This is a genomic window from Anaeromicropila herbilytica, from assembly GCF_016591975.1.
Taxonomy (GTDB): Bacteria; Bacillota; Clostridia; order Lachnospirales; family Lachnospiraceae; genus Anaeromicropila; species Anaeromicropila herbilytica.
This window is the reverse complement of the sequence record NZ_AP024169.1, coordinates 467381-486595: the sequence shown is the minus strand read 5'-3', so window position 1 is coordinate 486595 and position 19215 is coordinate 467381. Positions and strand designations below refer to the sequence as shown.

Genomic DNA, 19215 nt, shown 5'->3' with positions numbered 1-19215 from the left:
CATTTTAGATGAATAAAATTTACAGTTATAGTATAATATGGTCATTAGTACGATACGAAAGGCTGGATTATTAATGTTACAGATATATATATGCGATGATGAAAAAGTGTTCCGTAACGATTTAAAACAGATCATCGGAACAGAACTTGACTTGTGTGGTATTTCTTTTCATATGAATGAATTTTCCTGTGGAGAAGACTTAATTATGAATTATGAGAATAACCTAGACAAGCAGATTATTTTTCTAGATATTGAAATGAAGAGAAAAAACGGGATAGAAATAGCAAAGGAAATCAGAATGAAATCTCCTTCTGCTCTTATTATATTTGTAACCTCTTACTCTGATTTTGTGTTTCAGGGGTACGAAGTACGGGCATTAAACTACGTGATGAAACCTTATGAAAAGACCAAAATTATTGACGTTCTACATACTGCCCTAAAAGATCTGGATGTGACGCAAGAATCTTGTATCCTGATTGAGCAACGCACAGGTAGTATCCGTCTGCCTTATCAGACCATTCAATATTTATACAGTGAACGTCATACTGTTCATGTTGTTACAGAAACGGACACCCATACTTTCTATGGGAAACTAAGCGATATTGAGAAACAACTACCAATCTGCTTTGTTCGTATTCATAATCGATACATAATTAACTTACGATATCTTAACACGCTTAACGGCAATACAACGGTTATTAACGGTGAAACTCTCCCTGTCAGCCGTTCCTGCAAGGAGGATTTAGCCATTGCTTACGCCAAATATATGCTAAATTAAAGGAGGGAATCTATCATGGGTGAAATCATCATAAAAGTTATAATCTGCATTACTTATTCTCTCTTTCTATATAACATTCTAAAAGAGCTGTTAATATTAAAAGAATCCAAATGGGTGAAACCACTACTTTTCCTTCTTGTATTGTATACTTCTGATACTGTCATTTTCCCAGAAGAGATAACTGGATGCATGGCTATTCTGTTTGAATTTCTGTTGGTAATATTACTTTTTTGCTCTAAGAATTACGTGCACAACCTTTCCTGCAGTCTGGTCTTTTATCCAATCATTGTGTCTATTAACTATATGACACAGGACATGGGCTTATTAATCTGGAAATATATATTTCATGAAAGCATGACTCCTATTGCTGAAGCTATATTATCTAGCTTTACATTAGCTCTTAGAATCCCTTTCTGGTACCTTATCTACCGTTTTACTAGGAAATGGATTGTTGATATTTCACTAAATCTCACAAGTAAAATGTGGTTTATTATAGATGCTGTCTGTATTACTTCCTTTATTGGAATTATCACTATCATCTATAATAGTGATTCAGCCACCTCCTATCTTACCTATCCTGCCTGTATTTCCTGCATCTTTACTGGTCTAGGAACCTGTTATCTTTGTTCCTACATCTCACAGACAATGAAAACAGCATCTGAAGTACAAATATTAAAATATCAGCAGTCCTATTACGAAGAACTAGATAATAACCAGCAGAACATTCGCAAACTTCGACATGATATGAAAAATCATTTGAACGTCATTCATACATTTTTAGCAAATCAGGAAACGAAACAGGCGTCAGAATATCTTTCTAATCTTTCCGATGAATTTGCAACTGACCAACAAATGTTCTGCCAAAACAGTATAATTAATGCTATCCTAAATACAAAATATATTCTTGCCAAAGAGCATCACATCAAGTGCTACTTTCTAATAGACATAGACAACAATATTGGGATTGATAGTATCAGTCTATGCTCTCTAATTGCGAATACACTGGATAATGCGCTTGAAGCCAGTATGCAGGTTCCCAATATATCAAAGAGAAACATTTCAGTAAAGGCACGATGCTTCAACGGATTCTTTAGCTATGAAATCAAAAACACAAGAGATAATACAATTATTAAAAAGAATGGTAGAATTCAAACTAATAAAAAAGATTCTGAATCTCACGGTTTCGGCCTTAAGAATATCAAAGATATTGTAAATCGTTATCATGGTACGATAGAGATAGCTTATACGGATGAGGAATTTTGTGTTACCACATTGATTCCACTATAAAAAAGGGGATGCTCATAATTACAAACCACACCACGTAATTACATAGGTATACTTATCGTTATCCTTGCCGCTAAGTATCTTAAATTCTCCGTTTAACCCGTTCTCAATTACAGAGTAGTAAAAATGACATAATGCAATTCCAATATCGACATGGCTCATCTCGGCTTTCCCTGCGGAATAGAAATGAATATTCTTATCTTCCTTTACCACTCTCCAAGGTTGCTTATTCATAGCTGATGGTGCAAGGCGCACCATCTCTAATGCATCTTGATATTCATCTGCTTCCTTATAGGTTAAAGGTGTATTAAAATTTTTATTAAAAAATATATCTGTATACTCTCTTCTCTTTAAAGAGTTCTTACTAAGCATCTTTGCGAGAATTGATTTGTTGTTACCTTCTATTCCAACTGGTGAGATGATTGGAAGTATCTCGTTCTCTTCTAGATTCATTGCCTTTGCAAAATTACCTTTGCTAAATGTACCGCCCATCCATACCGTTCCTAGAGCAATTGAGGTACAGTATAATACTAGTTTTTCGAATAAGAATCCTAAATCCACAAGATTATTATCTGTACTTTGGCAAGCGACACCCAGATAATCCTTCGCTCCTTTTATCACACCATAGGTACCTAATTTTATTTCCTTATCACCGTCATCTCTCTGAATTAGCTTAACCCTTATCCTACCGCCGAAAATACCTTCAGATTGATTTATTTCTTCAATATAAGAAAGAATCTTTTGCCTTGCATCAGGTGTTAACCCTTTATTGTTATAACTTCTTACGGAATATCTCATTTTGATAATCTCTTGAATTGGTTTATTAAACGTTTCTTTCATATTATTCCTCCATTAGAATATATAACTCAAACTTGACAGTTAATAAGTTTATCAAATATTTGATAAATTTAAAGGTTAAGTTGTCTTAATTACTATAATTCAAAGTTTGAATCTAAGTTATTAAAAGTATTAACAATAATTTATATTTTACGAGCAATTACCCTAATAATGTGCCAGTGCTTTGGAATGGGATTACCATGTATATTACAACACTTCCCCTCATATTCATCTTCCATCATATCAATAATGTGGAATTGATTAAACATATCAATTACATGTTCTTTTGAGTGAAATGTGCGTTCTGGAAAATTTAATGCCCAATCATCTCTATCTCCGAAAAATACCCCAGAAAATATTCCTCCACTCTTGATACTATGTACAATTGCCTCCCACATTACGCCAAAATAGCTCGGATTACAAAATGGCAGACTATAGTTAGCACAAATGCAATCTATAGCATTCTGTATCTTCAACTCTTCAAATAACATCTTTTTTATCTGGAATCTTTTCTGAAGCTTTTCAGGCATTTTCTCCCTAATGTTTGTTATGAAATCTATCTCTCTATCAATTGCTGTTACATTCCACCCATTTTCAAGAAAGTATAATGCGTCTACTCCTGCACCACAACCCAGGTCGATCATTTCTCCTTTAAGATTTTTCAATTCTTTTAAAGCATTTATTGCTGTATCGCTTGGTGGATTCGTATTGGAATGTTCAAAATATACACTCCATTCATCTGTTTCAATCATGGGATACCTCCATTTTAAAATACTTACGCGTAGAATTAACGTGTTCTACACTCTTTGGGCTACTATAATCCATATCAATTCATCTATCTGCTCTTTCTTACAATGAAAGCCTTGCTGAATGAACATTTCCTCCACTTCATCAACATTGCCAAAATACTCATCCAATAGATCTTCTTTCGATTCCTTCGAACATGAATCCTCATATCTATTTCTTTTTTCTTCATTCTCAAACATTAGATCCGTAATAATAATTCTACCATGATGACTTAGAACTTTATCCATTTCTTTAATAGCAAGTACTTTTTCATCATGGTCACAATGATGAAATGCATATGATGTTACTACCGTATCATATATATTATTATCCAGTGGCAATTGTAGATATTCCCCCAGTCTTAATTCAATATCAGGGCATTTCTTCTTAGCTTCCTTCAACATATTAAGTGATTGATCAACTCCAACATAATCATTGCATTCAATACCACTTTCTAATGCTACTTTTGCAAGATTACCTGTACCTATGCCAATCTCAGCAACTTTAGGACCCTTTATATTTTGCACTGTCATTTCAATCACTTTGTCATAATTACAATAAAAATCTAATCCTTTTCCCTTTCTTCGAATATCCCTGTCATAATGTTCTGCCCATGAATCAAAATGCCATTTATCCTCCCATTCATTCGAGGATGCAATAATCTCTGCTGTTTTTTCCATTTTTTTAATCATCTCTGTTTGAACACTGTCACCATTTAGTAGGTCTTCTACGCATTTTCCTAAAGTTTCTCTCACAGAACACATGGTATGTATATGATGGTTCAGAATATTATATTGAGCTACATATTGATTCAGTAACTCTGGATTCTTCTTATCTTGTAAAAGCATACGAATGGAATCAATCGAGAATCCCATTTTTCGATAGAGAATAATCATTTCTAGGCGACTGATATCTTCAATGCTATATTCTCTATAATTATTATTTCCTCGATTAGGGATTAAAAGGCCTTTCTTCTCATAAAAACGTATTGCATTTGCTTGAACTTTTAATTTTTCTGATACTTGCTTTATGGTATACATCGTTAGTCTCCTTATCTTTGATAACTCAAAGATACACCTTCGCCTAAGGCGAATGTCAAGAAAATGTTTTCATTGATATTTTATCTATCACTTTCTCAATCATTTTAAACTTATCAAGTAATTTATCTATATTCTTACAATATAGTCTGCAGTTTCTCTCCCTTACCATCTAGATGCATTCTCATTTGTTCTAATACATACTCATTGTAATTCTGCTTATGTAATTGCTCTAATAATTCAATTCTACATTTCTCAGTTTCAATATCGTATCCTAATTTATGATAGGTCTTCCATAGTAACCACCATGCATTAAATACCTGAGAAGTATTTTCTTTGTCCTCAGTAATCACTTCAAAACAATGTATCACATAATCGAGATTTCCTAGCTCATACGCCAAGTCCATTAATATTGGATATACCTTTCTCTGCTCTTCCTTGCTATATGCACTTAAATGCTCTCCACACCATCGAAGAACCTCTTCATATTGGACTTTATTATCATATGATTTGGCTACTATGAGTCTTTTCAAATTATCAATTGTTTTCGACTCATTGAATTCTCGTACATAATCCTCCACAAAACTACAATCCCCTAACATTGCATTCGTTCTCATCAGTTGGATGGCAGCCCTATATTCTAAGTCCTCATCTCTTCCTATTGCTTTCTGATGTAAGTTCATGCACACTTCCTTACTTTTTCTAATATACTCTATCCCTCTTTCTAACTCCAGACGGCAAAGTAGTTCTAATGCTTTTAAACTATCTGAGTCCATCTCTAGTAGCGTATCTACTGACTCCTTTGCTTCTTTATAATTCTTATCACTTTGTATAAAGGAATACTTTGATACGAGTAATTCAGCTTTCTCACAGTCGGAGGTTCCAAACAGTGTATCAATGGATATTCCAAAAAAAGATGATATCTTCGGAATTAAATAAATATCCGGGACAGAAGCTTCCTGCTCCCACCTTGATACTGCTTGAGGTGATACTCCTAAATACTCTGCTAGCTCAGCCTGAGTAACACCATTTTGCTTACGATACTTTAATATATTACTGCATATTTTAATATTCATACAATCAGTCCTTTCGATATTTGAACGGTCGACGATTCATATAAATATTATAATGGATGGATATGAATTGGTCTAACAATAGGTGGTTGATTTTTTCTCTCATCTTCATCTGACTTAATATTCTAATTTTATACATAATAATTTTTCCTTACATAATCATCAATCACTCTCGCCATATTTTCCACATTTGTAATGTTTTTTAAATAAGGAGTATGTAAAAATAGTACTTCCTTATCTTTCAGTTGTTCCAGTGCCCAATAATATATATGATTACAGTAAGAGGTACCTGCATTATCTGAAATTTTATAGCATACATTACATTCTTCAAATATTCTAACTAATTCCTCATACTTAAAGTGAGTCTTAATCTGCCTATCCAAACATCTTCCTTTTGTCTCAATACAATATTTATCCTTAATCAATGGTTTTTGCCCTAGAATAACAACTTTGTTATAGTTAGTTTTATCCACTGCTTGTTTTAATTGTATGCAAGATTGTTCTTTGTCATTTTCTAGGATTAACTTATTACAATAATTCTTCATCTTTTGGAGAATGTGATAAGCACCATTATCACTTCCACCAAAGCATGCGACCAACAGTTTCATTACTGGTTTACCTCATAAGTCTCTCTAAAAATAATCTCCAAAATCTTGCATGGTATATCCTGATTGGCATAGATTTGTAACATGCCTTTTGGTGTTATCTTGAATTGTTCCAACTGATTTCTATGTTCCATAATTGCACTTGCCTCAATATTAACATGATCTTTAAAAGGGATAATTCGTACGAATTTCTCTCCAACGTAATAACTCGGTAATTTTGCCCATAGTTTTTCTTCTATTTCAGATGTAGTGCTTTTATATATTAACTCTCTTAAGTTATTAAAATATAGTTGTATCTCTTCACCATATTGATCTATGTAGCTTTGTATCTCTTCAGTCATATAGATATCCTCACTTTACCTTCTATTTTTTATTTTTTACTAATACATCATCTAGTCATCTTATTGAATAAATTATACTTTTCCTAATATAGGAAGTCAATCTGCGTTGGTACAAAGCTCAAAGCGACATTTTTCCTCTGCTTTAGCGCTCCTTCTGTTTAAGGGTGTATTCTTAACTTTTTTAAAATATAGATAATATTGCTACAAATACGATTTTAGAAGTATAATGAATATTGAATATATTGAAATTCTGTCATGTCACATTCCAGTATATTTCAATAACCTATTTCAATACTAAAGGAATCCTGTCATCTTGAAATGACAATAAATATCCATATAATTTCCAACCTTTTCTCCCTTTTGGTGTCTATCTATATGTAAAACGTTTTACAAGGAGCAAAAAATGAATCAAAAAGATGCGAATCAAGTGATAACTGAATATGTAACAAAGTTGTATGGCTTTGCCCTCAAACGGACTGCCAATCTACAGGATGCTGAAGACCTGTCACAGGATATTGCAGAGAAGCTTTATCAGGCGTTACTAGTAAAAGAAATCGATGACGTAAATGCCTTTGTATGGTGCGTGGCGCACAATACTTTAGTGAATTATTACCGAAAGAAGCAAAAAAGAAATGCTGTTACATGCATAGATGAATGTTCTGAACTGATCTATCCTCAAAGTGACTTTGTGGAAGAGCTCTCTAATCAAGAAACTCTTCAAAATGTACAAAAGGAGATTGCTTATCTTTCTAATATGCAACGAAAGATTATCATTCTTTATTATTACGAGGGTAGAAAAATAGACGATATTGCAGAAATAATATCAATTCCTACAGGTACTGTTAAGTGGCATCTTTTTGAAGCAAAGCGTGAAATGAAGAAAGGGATGGAAAAAATGAGAAATGTAAATGAATTAAAGTTTAATCCAATCAAGTTTACTATGATGGGATTCTCCGGTTCGATTGGTACGATGGGAAATGTCTCGGATTTTCTACGAAGCATTTTATCACAAAACATTCTTTATTGTGTATACCATGAAGCCAAGAATATAAATGAAATTGCTGACTGTCTAAATGTATCTCCTGTATATATAGAAAATGAAATAGCATTTCTATATGACTATGGTTTCTTAACCCAAAAGGGAAATAAATATTTGGCAAATATCGTGATTGATGAATTAAATGAAGACACTTATGAAATCATGGAACTTCAAGATAATATGTATTCAAAAGCAGCAAAAATAATATCAAATGAACTATTTGACGAACTAATGACTTCGGATATTCTTGAACAAATACAGCTCTATTATCCAGACAAGGATAAGAATTTTCTAGCTTGGGGGCTTGTTCCTTTTCTTCTTGCTTGGCCAAACCATAATCTTGAAGAAAAGATTACATTTGAAGAAGTCACAACCATTCGAAAAGACGGCGGGCAAAATATTGCATATGCCAGCTTAGATATAGCAGATGGCAAGTCACCTAAATATTATGACAGTATGGGGAAATGGATGGGACCATTATGGAATGGGTTAAATAACGAAGACGAGAATATTCTTATGTGGCAAATTAATTCAGAATGGTCTGACCGTGAATTATACCCAAGTAACTATAGTGACGAGATTACACGTGATTTAAGGCTTTTAGGCCGCTTTGTAAAAAAAGACCTGCTGTCGAAAGATGAATATACCTACTTAGCGCAAAAAGGATATATTAAAAATATAGATGGTGAATTTGAACTCGAGATTATTTGGTTAAAAGACTCTAAGACCAAAGAAACACTCTTAAACTTAAGTGAACAGATTCGAATCAGACATATGAGCAAATTAGAATCTTTAAAACAAGAGTATTGTAAGAAATGTATTAACAGTAAACCAAAACATGTTCAGAAAATGGTTGCGTTTGGACTTCAACATACTTTTTATTCTGATGGATGGTTTTTGCTATATAGCATAAAAGAATTACTTGAAAACGGAAGATTAAAGCTACCAAAAGAAGAGCAAAGAATTGCGTTATCAACATTGATCATGCCCAACCAGTGAGGTTATCAACAATATTAGTCCAAATCATTGATTTATCAACACCCACTCTATCTGATTAGCTTAGTAGCGAATACCAATTACTAATTACATAGGCTGGAATCAAAATTGCCAGGATATCTTATTTAATATTAGATACCTGGCAATTTTATAAAGAAATTGTTCAATATTCTTGATTAGCTGATAATTAATTTAAGTTTACCATATAACATATAATAGTGATTGTATTATTTAATGCTCCAAAAATCCCTTATTTATAAGTTTAGTTACATCATTTAAGAAATTTCAGTATATCACCTAACTGATAATTTTTGCTCTCAATATTAATACACTTGTTCTGTAATATCTCACTTGCTATTCTCTTCTCTAACGTTATTCTTCGTTCAAAATATCTTACCATATCATCAAAACCTTGATAATTCCTATACTTTCCATAAGGAGATTTGCTTAAGTAATCCATCATTAGATGATACCATACCTCTTCGCCTTGCTCGTTAATTCTTTCTTTTTTAATCTGTTCAATACTACTCTTGATATCATTGCTAATTAAGCGTATCACTAAAAAGTCATCAGTAATCTGTGTGATTAACATACGGTAGAAATCTAATATCTGATTATCATCATATTCAGCAAATAACATTAGTTCATCAATTATATTTTGAAAGAATGCACATTCAAAGACATTCCCTGTTTCATAAAAACTATGAAATCTGTAAAAAATGATTTCTTCAAATTCCTGAATATTTTTTCGTCCGCCATATATTTCGTACTGTTCCATATATCTATAAAATTCATGATTATCTGTCTGAATCTTAGTATATGAGACAATATAATAACTACCTTCCATTTTCGAATTCTCTTTTATCATTGACTCAAATTGTGGCCAATCTTCGATTGCCTTATTATATTGTTCTTGCGTCATATAGGAACACCATGCAAGCTCAACTGGACAGATATCTCCTTCATAATAGTATTTATACTCTGGAACATTTTTCTGCAATTCACCTAATAATGTGCTTTTTCCACTCCCTGGAACTCCTTCTACATAAATATTAAGCATATTATTACCTCTCTTCCTATTATGCCTAAAAGGATATAGCATTAATCTCTAATTTATATCGATTACCATACTCTACTTTTGCAATCTTTGAATATTTATCTACAAATGCTGCTTTTTCGTTCGTATATGCATCTCGATTATGTTCATATTTATCCTTTAACTTCATTTTAAGATCAACATATTCTCCAGCAACCTCTTTGTGTTCAATCAAATAATCCCGAAAATATAATTCACTCCAATCATCCACATAACGTACATGAAGATGATATACCTTCTCTTCAAATCCATATTTCGTATAGCCTTTATTATATGTTTGTCTAAAGCTTGGTGTCTCTGAAGAATTCATCAGGTTCCATTGCATCGATTTTAACTTATCCTCAATCTGTGCTATATTGCTATCCCGAGATATCTCCATAAGAATATCAATTGTTGGCTTTGATATAATTCCTGAAACTGCTGTGCTTCCTATATGATTTATCCTTACTATAATTCCATCATTGAAATTCTCCAATAGGTTATCTTTCTCTATTTCATACCATTTTGGATAGTCCGCATTATATTCTTTCAATATAATAGGGAATAACTCCCACAATTCTTCTAAGGTCATTTCTGACAGCTCTTTAACCATCCTAAGCCCCTCCATAAAATATACTTTCTGTTCCTATCTATCCTATTTTTCTTGTCTAATACCATTTTATTTAACCCCAATTTCATTAATAAAATGACATTTTATGGATAATATGGTATCATAATCATAACTTTTATACAAGAGCTTTGCTAGATTACATCAGTGTTATATACTCTACCTAAAATCTATTTATATACTATATTTCAATTATATCGAGGAGAAAACACATGCAAAATAATATGGAAATAATTCAATCTATAGAAGAATACTGTTTGAAACAACCTGGAGCATATGAGTCAAGGCCTTTTGGTACCTTTCCTATCTGTTATCGTGTGATGGGAAAGATATTCGCGCAATTCAATCCACAAAAAGATTTCTATAAGATTACCTTAAAATGCGAACCAGAAAAAGCTGATATGTATCGACAACTATATCCAGAAATTATTGTACGTGGATATCATTGTCCACCAGTTCAGCAACCATATTGGAATACGGTTGATCTAGATCGTTTCGAAAATATAGATCTATTATTTCAAATGATTGATGAAGCATATGATGCAGTCTTAGGGAAATTAAGCAAGAAGTCAAAAGGTCAGTTATTAGAATTATCAGAATTGGAGTTTAAAGATACGAATGGCGAAGATCCTGATTTTGCTATGCTTTGTACTGAATTAGATAGAACTCTAGACGAACTGGTCGGAACTATTTTTCAGAGAAAGCAATATGACCAATATAATCAACGAGATAACATCCATGATGTGATTATAGCTTATCAAAAAGGAATTCCCGTTGCCTGTGGTGCATTTAAAATGTATGATGAAGAGCACGCAGAATTAAAGCGTATCTATACCGATGCATCCTGTCGAAATATTGGATTAGGTACCGAGATGCTTCGACGATTAGAAGCAAAGGCAAAAATAAAGGGTTATAAATATTGCATTCTAGAGACTGGAAAGCCTTTGGAAGCTGCTTGTCATGTATATCAAAAAGCGGGATATAAAGTCATTCCAAATTATGGGCAATATGCAAATATGCCAGATTCCATTTGTATGGAACGAAAAATATAATACAATACCATATAATATGAGTTGGGTCCAAAAGCCTTATTTAAGTTTGATGAGTGTATATTGCTGTATCATTATACACAATGCAAGTTATGAAAGGCTTTTGACCCCAACTCATATTATATCGCCCAAACGAATACGTCCTTCCCCACTTAATAAAGAGTCAGAAAGGACATATTATAAAATTCCTTAATAACTTATCCTTATTATACGTTCAATTCCATTCTATCTTCTTCGGTAATCTCTCTTAATACTCTACAAGGATTCCCGACTGCAATTACTCCAGAAGGGATATCTTTCGTTACCACACTGCCAGCTCCAATAATACTGCCTTTTCCAATTGTAACTCCTCCACAGATCGTAGCGTTCGCACCAATCCATACATCATCTTCTATGGTGATTGGTTTTGATGTTCCAATCCCTTCTGCTCTCTGTTCTGGAATCACGGCATGTCCTGAACAGGCTAAACATACACCAGGCGCAATAAATGCATTTGCACCAATATAGACTGGTGATGTGTCTAGTATCACACAATTATAGTTGATTACCGTAAGTCCATGCGTATGTATATTAAAGCCATAATCGCATCGAAACGATGGTTCAATAAAGGTTAGTGGATGACAAGTTCCTAGTAATTCTTTTAAAATATTACCTCTCTTTTCTCCTTCTGATGGTCCTGTCTGATTATATTTGAAACATAATTCTTTTGCCTTTTCTTGTAATGTTCTTGGCATATCGGTATGCTTTGAACAATATTCTTTCTTTTGTTTCATAATTTCAATAATATCCATTCTCTTATTCCTTCCATTCATTTAACATATTCTTATTCAGACCAATGCATTTGATCCTCTGGAATTCCCATCTTTTTGCATTCCTCACAGACTTTTTGCTTTTCTGTATGATTTCCGATTGTATAGTGTAAGACCTTATCTCGAAATACAATATATTTCGTATTCCTTGATTTAAAATCAACGAACCAATTACCACCCTTTGCCTCATTAGCTATGATTACCTTGGATATTAAGTTTGGGAATTCTGATATTATTGATGTAAAATATATCACCGTCCAATACTTTGGCGTACCTTCCGTTCTCCATATTTCTACCTTATTAATCGTGAGGTAATCAAGTATTCCTTCACCTTCTATGCTCTCCTTAATAAGAATGCCTTCATATAAGCCTGTCTTTTCTTGTTGAACCGCATGATTACCACAGGTATGTACTTCTTTTGCACCGTCTAATTCTAACTCATCTTTTAACAGAACATCAATTGAGACCTGAAAAAGATTACTCAATACCAAAAGTTTATCTACATTCGGTAACGCGATATCTGCCTCCCATTTTGAGATACATTGCCTACTAACATTGCAGATCTCAGCTAACTGTTCTTGTGAGAAACTATGCTTTTTTCTAAGTAAATGTATTTTTTCTGATAGCTTCATATTTCTAACCTTATCCTTCTTTTATAATGTATCATTAGTATGATCTATGGTGATTATGATTCATATTTAATATAACCTATTCCCATTACGTTTCATGGTCTAATACGAACAATGTTCTAACATGATGCATCATACAATATAATTTACTTCCAATGTAAAATGTAATCCATATCCCAAATAGATTCCTGTTCCAAATTATATTTTCCACAATAAGTAGGGCTGAAATATTTTTTCAGCCCCTTTTAAAATAAATAGAATATTATATTAGGATAAACACAAATCCCTAAATGTCTTTATAAAAAATATTAATAAGCACTTTTAGTGTATATGATATATGTACTAACTAAAGATTATCCTTCTTAATAGATATTATTTCTTGAATGCAAAGTGGTATAAACATTATTAGCGATAACATCATTACAGCTACATATATTATATCACTTATGTCTGTTACACGACTTACTATACTTAAAATTATAAAAAGCACAATTCCCAAATATCCAATAATCTTAATATATTTTCTATTACCCAACTTCTTCACTTCCTCTTATGTCTAATTGTTTTTAAAATCTCATTATTTTTATTAAAGTATTCCTATCTAATATGACTCGTTATGTTACTCCAGCTCATCCTCAGGGTTTAAGACTGCATAAATATAGGTATCCCAATAAATTGGTTTACCGTTCTCATCCTGATGAAAGGAAACATTCTTTCTTAGATGAGCTTCACGCACCATTCCAATACTCTCCATCAGTTTCCATGAAGGTATATTATCTGGACAGCATTCTGCATAGATTCGATGAAGACCTTCGGAAAACATATAGTCTATTATCGCTTTGCTGGCTGCACTACCATAACCCTTATGTTGATAGTTCCTGTTTAATACATAGCCCAGTTCTCTGGAATTAAAATCCCTTTTTCCTAAATAGATATTTCCAATAACTTTATGTTCTTCCTTTAGTTCAATCGCATAGAACTCATCACTCTTCGCTCTGTATTCAATCTCTTCTCTTACTTTTTCCTCTGTAAAATCAGGGTATGCTTCAAACTTTTCATTAACTCGCTGTAACATATATTCGCATAGATCCTTTTCATCTTTCAGTTCAAAATTACGAATAATTAATTCCTTAGTCTCAATTCTCATTTTTAAACCCATCGCATATCACAGGTTGGACTGCAATACTGCCACAAATAGAAAAGTGTAAAGATATCCATATGTGGCATCCTTTCTTAAATTAATTTGCTTTCACTCTTATGATTTCCTTCTCTTAACATTCTCTCTGTTACGTTATTTCACGACATATTTCATGACATATCTCACATGGGCTGTAATACTGTTCTATATTAAGATGAATCCCTTGCTTTTCTGCTTGTTCTATCAGCCCATATATCCCCTTTTCAACCAAGGACTTCGTTAATGGATCCTGATACGGATTGTAACCTCGTATGATATCAATTATGTTATCTTTATATATGTTACCTATTGGAAAGCTGCATGGTATCACATCGCCATTACTATTTATTGATATCTCATTTATACCTAATAAATCAGTTGAGTATAGAGCATCTCCACATCGAAAGTCTAGATTAATTGGCTTCTTCTCAAAATACTCAGATAAGTACTTCGTAGCATTTCCTTGTGGAAAAATGATATCACCTCTAGCTTGTTCAATGGCTAGATCATCAAAATATGCAAGACACTCTCTAGTCTTCTGATTATATCGGTTATCCTCATCAGGGTTCCGTACCCAGGAAGGCTGTAACATCAACTTGCCAGAATAGTGCTTTGTTAAAGCTACCGCAAAACATCTTACCCATTCGAGTGGTAGATGTTCAGCATGAAAGCAATCCACAGATAGAAGAATATCATTTACACCGCTTTCCTCTAACATACAAGCTACTTCTTCAATTCTTTTCATATCCTTAGAAAAGCAGCCATTTGTTATAAGTTGTCGTTGCTCTATCTTGCATTGTCTGGCTACTGTATGTATCTTGGCTACTTTCTCAGGAAATAATAACGCTTCTCCGCCAAATGTCATAATAGAATGAATCTCATAATACTGTGCTAATTCGATTAATGCATTTGCTGCAATATCAGCATCCAATCTATGTTTCCCTTTTAAATCGCCTTCTGAACAATGTTTACACCTACTAGTGCAAGCATCTGTTATAACATATTCTACACGGTCTATTTTCTTTATATATTGATTTAAGTTTTGCATCACTATGCTCCTTGTCTATACTTATTGGTAGTTACCATGAAGCAGCACAGCTTTATAGCCAGCATCCTTTATTCATTAACCTCAGTACAACCTGCTGACTGTTAAAACTGTACTGAGTATTTACCTCGTTTATCGTGCATAGTGACCTCTTCTTTCTGTTATGTATTTATTATACTTTTCCTAATAGTGGGAAGTCAAGAAGAGAGGGAATAGATATACTCCAATTCTTCTTTTCTGTACTCCCATACTTTAATTCCTTTTGTTAATTCTCATAATAAAAACACTCCTTCTAGCAAAAAGCTAGATAGAGTGTATCTATTTTTTAAAACTATTAATTTCTACTATAAAATGCAGTATGATCTTTAATCGCCACTTTACCAAAAGAAGAATTTACTGGTATTATATCTAACAATTTTCCCGATAAACATGATCTACTAACCTCTGCTATCTGAGAAAAAAGTAATTCACTGTTTTCACAAGAATCTAATATCAATAAATAACTTGCTTGATTATTTCTTACCATCCATAATAAATATGCCTTATCCACACAATTAAGTTGCTCAAAAACTTCACTAATTTATCTAATAATCATAATGATCCTATTCCATCTCGATTAATTTTTCCATCCTACTTATGTGTTCTAATAAAGGTGCATTATATCCATATTTGTCAGCATATGGTCTACTAAAACCTATCAAATCATTTTTATTAAAACGTACATTAGATTCAATATTTTTATTAGCTTTATAACACTTTTTATAAATAGTCTCATCAATTGAACCTGGCGATATACACGCAACTATCCTAGTCTGATTGATTATAACTTGTAACTCATTTAATAACTCTTTACTTCTCATTTATTCCCCTCCAATACTCAATTCTCGAACATTGTGGTGCCACTTAGACCCTCTATTCATTTTCCATATTCTATCATAATTCATTTAATTTTGTTGAATTTCTGACAGACAGCATGTTTTTCGGACGAATGACATATTTTTGATTGATTTCTTGTAATTAATTGATTTCGCAAAAGTAAAGAACGTTCAAAATATAGACAACAAAAAACTTCCTAGAAACCTTAATATTCAAAGTTCTAGGAAGTCTAGATAATAGATGAGTACTAAATAACTCTTATTCCATTTTTAAATATAGTATAACCTATACTACCACAAATATTGAATTAAGAAACTAGTATTTAAGTATTTAAAAGTTCTAAAATAAAGCCATAATTTAATTAATAAAAATATTTTTCAACTTCCTCACAATGCTGTACTGTATTTATTTTCATATATTTTTTACATCGTTCTAACACATCATATCCTTCATCCGCTAATCCTTCTAAGACTGTAAAATCCAATACTTCTTGAACCTTAATATCCTTGCTAACTGCCATCTTTTCTATAAAGTCAAAAACTTTCTTTATCTCCTCAGTTTTTTTGTCATTAATAATATTACAAATATATGGAACTACGACCATTCCAAATGAAATATGAACTCCTACTGTATCATCAACAAGGTTATCAGTTTCTTTTTTGTCGAAAAATCCCAAACACTCAGGCACCTCTTTTTTAAATTCTAAATATAAATTATCATATTCCATCAATTTCACCTACCTAATGCATTTTTTAAATCATTTAATAATTTTGTTGCCAATGCCTTATCCGTTTCACTTAAGTTTTGGGTTAAAATTTTATTTTCAATATAGCTTGCCAAATCGATTCCCTTTTGAACATGTGAACCTCCATTTTTTCCCAACATAATCCCAGTTTCTTGCTCAAATTTAATAACGTCAGCAGTACCTCCATCTCCAATAAATGATTTACCCCTATATAACTGTTTTATTGCGTTTTTCAATTGAGGATTTTCTGCTTGATTTAATAATTCTTCTTGTATATTTGTACCAATCCAATCTTTATATTGGCTTGGTAATGCTTTACCATTTGGCCCTACATAATAATCTGTCAAATTATTACCAGTCTTATTTACCGCAACTTCACTTGCTACTTTTTCTCCCTTCTTTGCACCTTTTACAGCCTTTGTAACTTTAACTCCTCGCTTTACCTTAACTGCTTTTTTACTAAGCGATGTCAATTCATCCGCATTCTTAAATACCCCTGCTAGCGGTAAAAAGGCTAAGGAATCTACCAATATTGTTCCTGCCTTTTTCTTTGAACCATCAAAGTTTTTCACATCTGCGGCAAGATCTCTGGCATCCATTGGTGCATCTACTCCAAAAGCACTTGCCATCATGGATATTCCTGTCCCCAATAAGGTCACATCATCTGTGAAATTTCCTTTTTCCACCTGATTCTTCGTCTTTCTTTTATACTCTTCTGGATTATCAAGAAATGATGTTAGATCTGCTAAAGCGATATCATCTAGATTAACAACAACATCCTTGACACTAGCTACCTGAGATACTGCTTCTCCTACTGTTCCGGCTGCAAAATCAATAGCATCCTTCCCTTTATCTACCGCTTTATTTGCTAGATCACCTGCGCCATTTCTTACTCCAACAAAAAAATCACCTACATGATCCCATGCTGATTTTTCTTTTTTCTTTTTCTTATGTTCTTTCTTATGTTCCTTTTCATCGGTTTTAGATTGAACATATTTTTCTACTATCTTGTTTTCTGTTCTTTCGTATGACTGAATAGCAGATTCTAATACGCTATAATACTGCTTCATAGTAATACTTTCATGAATGATCTCTTCTATTATATGATCTAGTTGATTCGATACACTATTTCCAAGTGTTGTACCCTCTACCTCTCGCATAACATGATAGACTCGATCCCGCATCAGTTCTAACTCTTCTGTATATTTGATTATTTCATCTACTTTACCTTTTAGTATATCAATCCTTACTTCTAAGTCAAGCACACTTTGTTCCCTCCTCCATTCAAAATCTTACCTATCTATTCGCAGGGTTTTCATTTATATCCTCTGTTCATTTTCCATATTCTATCACAATCCATTTCATTTTTGTTGAATTCCTGACAGACGACATGTTTTTCGGACGAATGACATGTTTTTGGTGATTTCTAGTAATTAAATGATTTCACCGGAGGAAAGAAAGCTCAAAATATATGCAACAAAAAACTTCCTAGAAACTTTACTATTCAAAGTTTCTAGGAAGTCTATTAATTAATTCTCTGCTCTTAACGAACTATGTATATTCATATTTACTTCATTACCTGTTTTCGATATCGATAGATATCACCACCTAAAGTACTCTTATGATATAAATATTCAAACCCTCTCTTTAGCATTTCTTCATCAGGTTTTTCCCTTATTCTATCATCGTCACCGATGCAATCAAGTATATAACCATTATTTTTTGCTACTCTTTCCATTTCTGCAATTTCTGCATCGTAATAATCACCTACTACATGTGCAGACATAACTATATCAAAAGTGTTATCTTCATAAGGAATGTGTTCCACTGTCCCATCTACAACTACCACGTTTGAAATACCCTCATTTTTTATCTTATCTTTCATATATTCACGAAGCATATCGGTTGGTTCAGAGGCATATACCTTTCGTGCTAGTTTTGCTGCTGCAAAGGCTAACCTTCCAGTGCCACTACCAATATCCAATACAATCTTATCCTTGAAATCAACTAACTCTAATAGACGTTCTTCTTTCCAGTTGTAAATATAATTACAATTTCGATTCATATTGATAGGGTCAGTATAAATAATAGAAGTTTCAGTTGCTTCTACAATGAATTCCTCGGCTTTCTTGATTTGCTCATTAGTAGCATTTAATGGCGCTGATAGAACTAGTTGTTCTACTTTTTCCTTTATTTCAGGCGCTTTTTTACTACAATACCAAGCAACATATGGCTTTGACGCTAAAGCTAAGGATAGGTTCTCAGCATATTCAGGCCAGTTATTACTTGTATTTATGATCATGCGAATAAGCCATCGATCCATTAATAAAAAACTATCCAATGTGTATTGTGATTTATCGATCCAATTAAATGACATAAAAGTCCTCCGTTTCTGTAAGGGAGGTT

At 32.8% G+C, this 19215-nt stretch carries 22 protein-coding genes; 4 read left to right on the top strand and 18 right to left on the bottom strand.

The genetic code is table 11. The features are described 5' to 3' along the window. Positions 1-73 precede the first annotated feature (73 nt). Together bsdtb5_RS02080 and bsdtb5_RS02075 are read left to right on the top strand one after the other, a co-directional pair. Positions 74-778, top strand: coding sequence for a LytR/AlgR family response regulator transcription factor (locus bsdtb5_RS02080; RefSeq protein ID WP_271714399.1), 705 nt, complete (start codon positions 74-76; stop codon positions 776-778). A gap of 15 nt (positions 779-793) precedes the next feature. Then, positions 794-2065, top strand: a complete 1272-nt coding sequence (locus tag bsdtb5_RS02075) for a sensor histidine kinase (protein WP_271714398.1) — start codon at positions 794-796, stop codon at positions 2063-2065. 18 nt (positions 2066-2083) lie between these two features. On the opposite strand, the gene bsdtb5_RS02070 is transcribed toward bsdtb5_RS02075, so the two are convergent. From bsdtb5_RS02070 to bsdtb5_RS02045, 6 genes are all read right to left on the bottom strand, one after another. Beyond that, entirely contained in the window at positions 2084-2902 is an 819-nt protein-coding gene (locus tag bsdtb5_RS02070) for a nitroreductase family protein (RefSeq protein WP_271714397.1), read from the bottom strand. Positions 2903-3042: 140 nt separating this feature from the next. Beyond that, the gene (locus bsdtb5_RS02065) at positions 3043-3651 is read right to left on the bottom strand and encodes a class I SAM-dependent methyltransferase (protein WP_271714396.1); all 609 of its coding nucleotides are present in this window, start codon (positions 3649-3651) and stop codon (positions 3043-3045) included. A 45-nt stretch (positions 3652-3696) separates the two neighbouring features. Next, positions 3697-4725 carry a MerR family transcriptional regulator gene (locus bsdtb5_RS02060; protein WP_271714395.1) on the bottom strand — a complete coding sequence of 343 codons (1029 nt, stop codon included), beginning with the start codon at positions 4723-4725 and terminating at the stop codon, positions 3697-3699. A gap of 134 nt (positions 4726-4859) precedes the next feature. After that, entirely contained in the window at positions 4860-5798 is a 939-nt protein-coding gene (locus tag bsdtb5_RS02055; protein WP_271714394.1) for a helix-turn-helix transcriptional regulator, read from the bottom strand. Between the two features lie 128 nt (positions 5799-5926). Next, positions 5927-6403 (bottom strand): C15 family peptidase, encoded by a 477-nt coding sequence (locus tag bsdtb5_RS02050; RefSeq protein WP_271714393.1) that lies wholly within the window; start codon positions 6401-6403, stop codon positions 5927-5929. Beyond that, positions 6403-6741 (bottom strand): DUF1801 domain-containing protein, encoded by a 339-nt coding sequence (locus tag bsdtb5_RS02045; protein WP_271714392.1) that lies wholly within the window; start codon positions 6739-6741, stop codon positions 6403-6405. The genes bsdtb5_RS02050 and bsdtb5_RS02045 overlap by 1 nt, the downstream gene beginning before the upstream one ends. Before the next feature lie 403 nt (positions 6742-7144). Between bsdtb5_RS02045 and bsdtb5_RS02040 the strand changes: the two genes are divergently transcribed. After that, a complete protein-coding gene (locus tag bsdtb5_RS02040) occupies positions 7145-8779 on the top strand; it encodes an RNA polymerase sigma factor (protein WP_271714391.1) in 1635 nt (544 codons plus the stop codon). Between the two features lie 268 nt (positions 8780-9047). Here bsdtb5_RS02040 and bsdtb5_RS02035 read toward each other — a convergent pair whose 3' ends face one another. After that, positions 9048-9836, bottom strand: coding sequence for a P-loop NTPase family protein (locus bsdtb5_RS02035; RefSeq protein ID WP_271714390.1), 789 nt, complete (start codon positions 9834-9836; stop codon positions 9048-9050). Between the two features lie 25 nt (positions 9837-9861). After that, positions 9862-10464, bottom strand: coding sequence for a GrpB family protein (locus bsdtb5_RS02030; protein ID WP_271714389.1), 603 nt, complete (start codon positions 10462-10464; stop codon positions 9862-9864). Positions 10465-10691: 227 nt separating this feature from the next. Between bsdtb5_RS02030 and bsdtb5_RS02025 the strand changes: the two genes are divergently transcribed. Then, a complete protein-coding gene (locus bsdtb5_RS02025) occupies positions 10692-11531 on the top strand; it encodes a GNAT family N-acetyltransferase (protein ID WP_271714388.1) in 840 nt (279 codons plus the stop codon). Positions 11532-11734: 203 nt separating this feature from the next. On the opposite strand, the gene bsdtb5_RS02020 is transcribed toward bsdtb5_RS02025, so the two are convergent. The 10 genes from bsdtb5_RS02020 to bsdtb5_RS01975 all read right to left on the bottom strand — a co-directional run bounded on the left by bsdtb5_RS02020 (position 11735) and on the right by bsdtb5_RS01975 (position 19186). Then, positions 11735-12319 (bottom strand): sugar O-acetyltransferase, encoded by a 585-nt coding sequence (locus bsdtb5_RS02020; protein ID WP_271714387.1) that lies wholly within the window; start codon positions 12317-12319, stop codon positions 11735-11737. Between the two features lie 32 nt (positions 12320-12351). Beyond that, positions 12352-12969, bottom strand: coding sequence for a helix-turn-helix transcriptional regulator (locus bsdtb5_RS02015; protein ID WP_271714386.1), 618 nt, complete (start codon positions 12967-12969; stop codon positions 12352-12354). 343 nt (positions 12970-13312) lie between these two features. Further along, entirely contained in the window at positions 13313-13501 is a 189-nt protein-coding gene (locus tag bsdtb5_RS02010) for a hypothetical protein (RefSeq protein ID WP_271714385.1), read from the bottom strand. Positions 13502-13585: 84 nt separating this feature from the next. Next, a complete protein-coding gene (locus bsdtb5_RS02005; RefSeq protein WP_271714384.1) occupies positions 13586-14113 on the bottom strand; it encodes a GNAT family N-acetyltransferase in 528 nt (175 codons plus the stop codon). A 139-nt stretch (positions 14114-14252) separates the two neighbouring features. Then, positions 14253-15191: a radical SAM protein gene (locus bsdtb5_RS02000; protein ID WP_271714383.1), complete on the bottom strand. Its 939-nt coding sequence runs from the start codon at positions 15189-15191 to the stop codon at positions 14253-14255. 331 nt (positions 15192-15522) lie between these two features. Further along, entirely contained in the window at positions 15523-15738 is a 216-nt protein-coding gene (locus bsdtb5_RS01995) for an enhanced serine sensitivity protein SseB C-terminal domain-containing protein (RefSeq protein ID WP_271714382.1), read from the bottom strand. 52 nt (positions 15739-15790) lie between these two features. Further along, entirely contained in the window at positions 15791-16048 is a 258-nt protein-coding gene (locus bsdtb5_RS01990) for a hypothetical protein (RefSeq protein WP_271714381.1), read from the bottom strand. A gap of 377 nt (positions 16049-16425) precedes the next feature. Further along, positions 16426-16791 carry a DUF7674 family protein gene (locus tag bsdtb5_RS01985; protein WP_271714380.1) on the bottom strand — a complete coding sequence of 122 codons (366 nt, stop codon included), beginning with the start codon at positions 16789-16791 and terminating at the stop codon, positions 16426-16428. A gap of 5 nt (positions 16792-16796) precedes the next feature. After that, the gene (locus bsdtb5_RS01980) at positions 16797-18074 is read right to left on the bottom strand and encodes a hypothetical protein (RefSeq protein WP_271714379.1); all 1278 of its coding nucleotides are present in this window, start codon (positions 18072-18074) and stop codon (positions 16797-16799) included. Between the two features lie 302 nt (positions 18075-18376). Then, entirely contained in the window at positions 18377-19186 is an 810-nt protein-coding gene (locus tag bsdtb5_RS01975; RefSeq protein WP_271714378.1) for a class I SAM-dependent methyltransferase, read from the bottom strand. Between the last annotated feature and the right edge of the window lie 29 nt (positions 19187-19215).

What these genes read in the sequence shown, in the direction of transcription:
- bsdtb5_RS02080 (WP_271714399.1), top strand. Translation starts at nt 74, where the DNA reads ATGTTACAGATATATATATGCGATGATGAAAAAGTGTTCCGTAACGAT.
- bsdtb5_RS02075 (WP_271714398.1), top strand. Translation starts at nt 794, where the DNA reads ATGGGTGAAATCATCATAAAAGTTATAATCTGCATTACTTATTCTCTC.
- bsdtb5_RS02070 (WP_271714397.1), bottom strand. Translation starts at nt 2,902, where the DNA reads ATGAAAGAAACGTTTAATAAACCAATTCAAGAGATTATCAAAATGAGA.
- bsdtb5_RS02065 (WP_271714396.1), bottom strand. Translation starts at nt 3,651, where the DNA reads ATGATTGAAACAGATGAATGGAGTGTATATTTTGAACATTCCAATACG.
- bsdtb5_RS02060 (WP_271714395.1), bottom strand. Translation starts at nt 4,725, where the DNA reads ATGTATACCATAAAGCAAGTATCAGAAAAATTAAAAGTTCAAGCAAAT.
- bsdtb5_RS02055 (WP_271714394.1), bottom strand. Translation starts at nt 5,798, where the DNA reads ATGAATATTAAAATATGCAGTAATATATTAAAGTATCGTAAGCAAAAT.
- bsdtb5_RS02050 (WP_271714393.1), bottom strand. Translation starts at nt 6,403, where the DNA reads ATGAAACTGTTGGTCGCATGCTTTGGTGGAAGTGATAATGGTGCTTAT.
- bsdtb5_RS02045 (WP_271714392.1), bottom strand. Translation starts at nt 6,741, where the DNA reads ATGACTGAAGAGATACAAAGCTACATAGATCAATATGGTGAAGAGATA.
- bsdtb5_RS02040 (WP_271714391.1), top strand. Translation starts at nt 7,145, where the DNA reads ATGAATCAAAAAGATGCGAATCAAGTGATAACTGAATATGTAACAAAG.
- bsdtb5_RS02035 (WP_271714390.1), bottom strand. Translation starts at nt 9,836, where the DNA reads ATGCTTAATATTTATGTAGAAGGAGTTCCAGGGAGTGGAAAAAGCACA.
- bsdtb5_RS02030 (WP_271714389.1), bottom strand. Translation starts at nt 10,464, where the DNA reads ATGGTTAAAGAGCTGTCAGAAATGACCTTAGAAGAATTGTGGGAGTTA.
- bsdtb5_RS02025 (WP_271714388.1), top strand. Translation starts at nt 10,692, where the DNA reads ATGCAAAATAATATGGAAATAATTCAATCTATAGAAGAATACTGTTTG.
- bsdtb5_RS02020 (WP_271714387.1), bottom strand. Translation starts at nt 12,319, where the DNA reads ATGGATATTATTGAAATTATGAAACAAAAGAAAGAATATTGTTCAAAG.
- bsdtb5_RS02015 (WP_271714386.1), bottom strand. Translation starts at nt 12,969, where the DNA reads ATGAAGCTATCAGAAAAAATACATTTACTTAGAAAAAAGCATAGTTTC.
- bsdtb5_RS02005 (WP_271714384.1), bottom strand. Translation starts at nt 14,113, where the DNA reads ATGAGAATTGAGACTAAGGAATTAATTATTCGTAATTTTGAACTGAAA.
- bsdtb5_RS02000 (WP_271714383.1), bottom strand. Translation starts at nt 15,191, where the DNA reads ATGCAAAACTTAAATCAATATATAAAGAAAATAGACCGTGTAGAATAT.
- bsdtb5_RS01990 (WP_271714381.1), bottom strand. Translation starts at nt 16,048, where the DNA reads ATGAGAAGTAAAGAGTTATTAAATGAGTTACAAGTTATAATCAATCAG.
- bsdtb5_RS01985 (WP_271714380.1), bottom strand. Translation starts at nt 16,791, where the DNA reads ATGGAATATGATAATTTATATTTAGAATTTAAAAAAGAGGTGCCTGAG.
- bsdtb5_RS01975 (WP_271714378.1), bottom strand. Translation starts at nt 19,186, where the DNA reads ATGTCATTTAATTGGATCGATAAATCACAATACACATTGGATAGTTTT.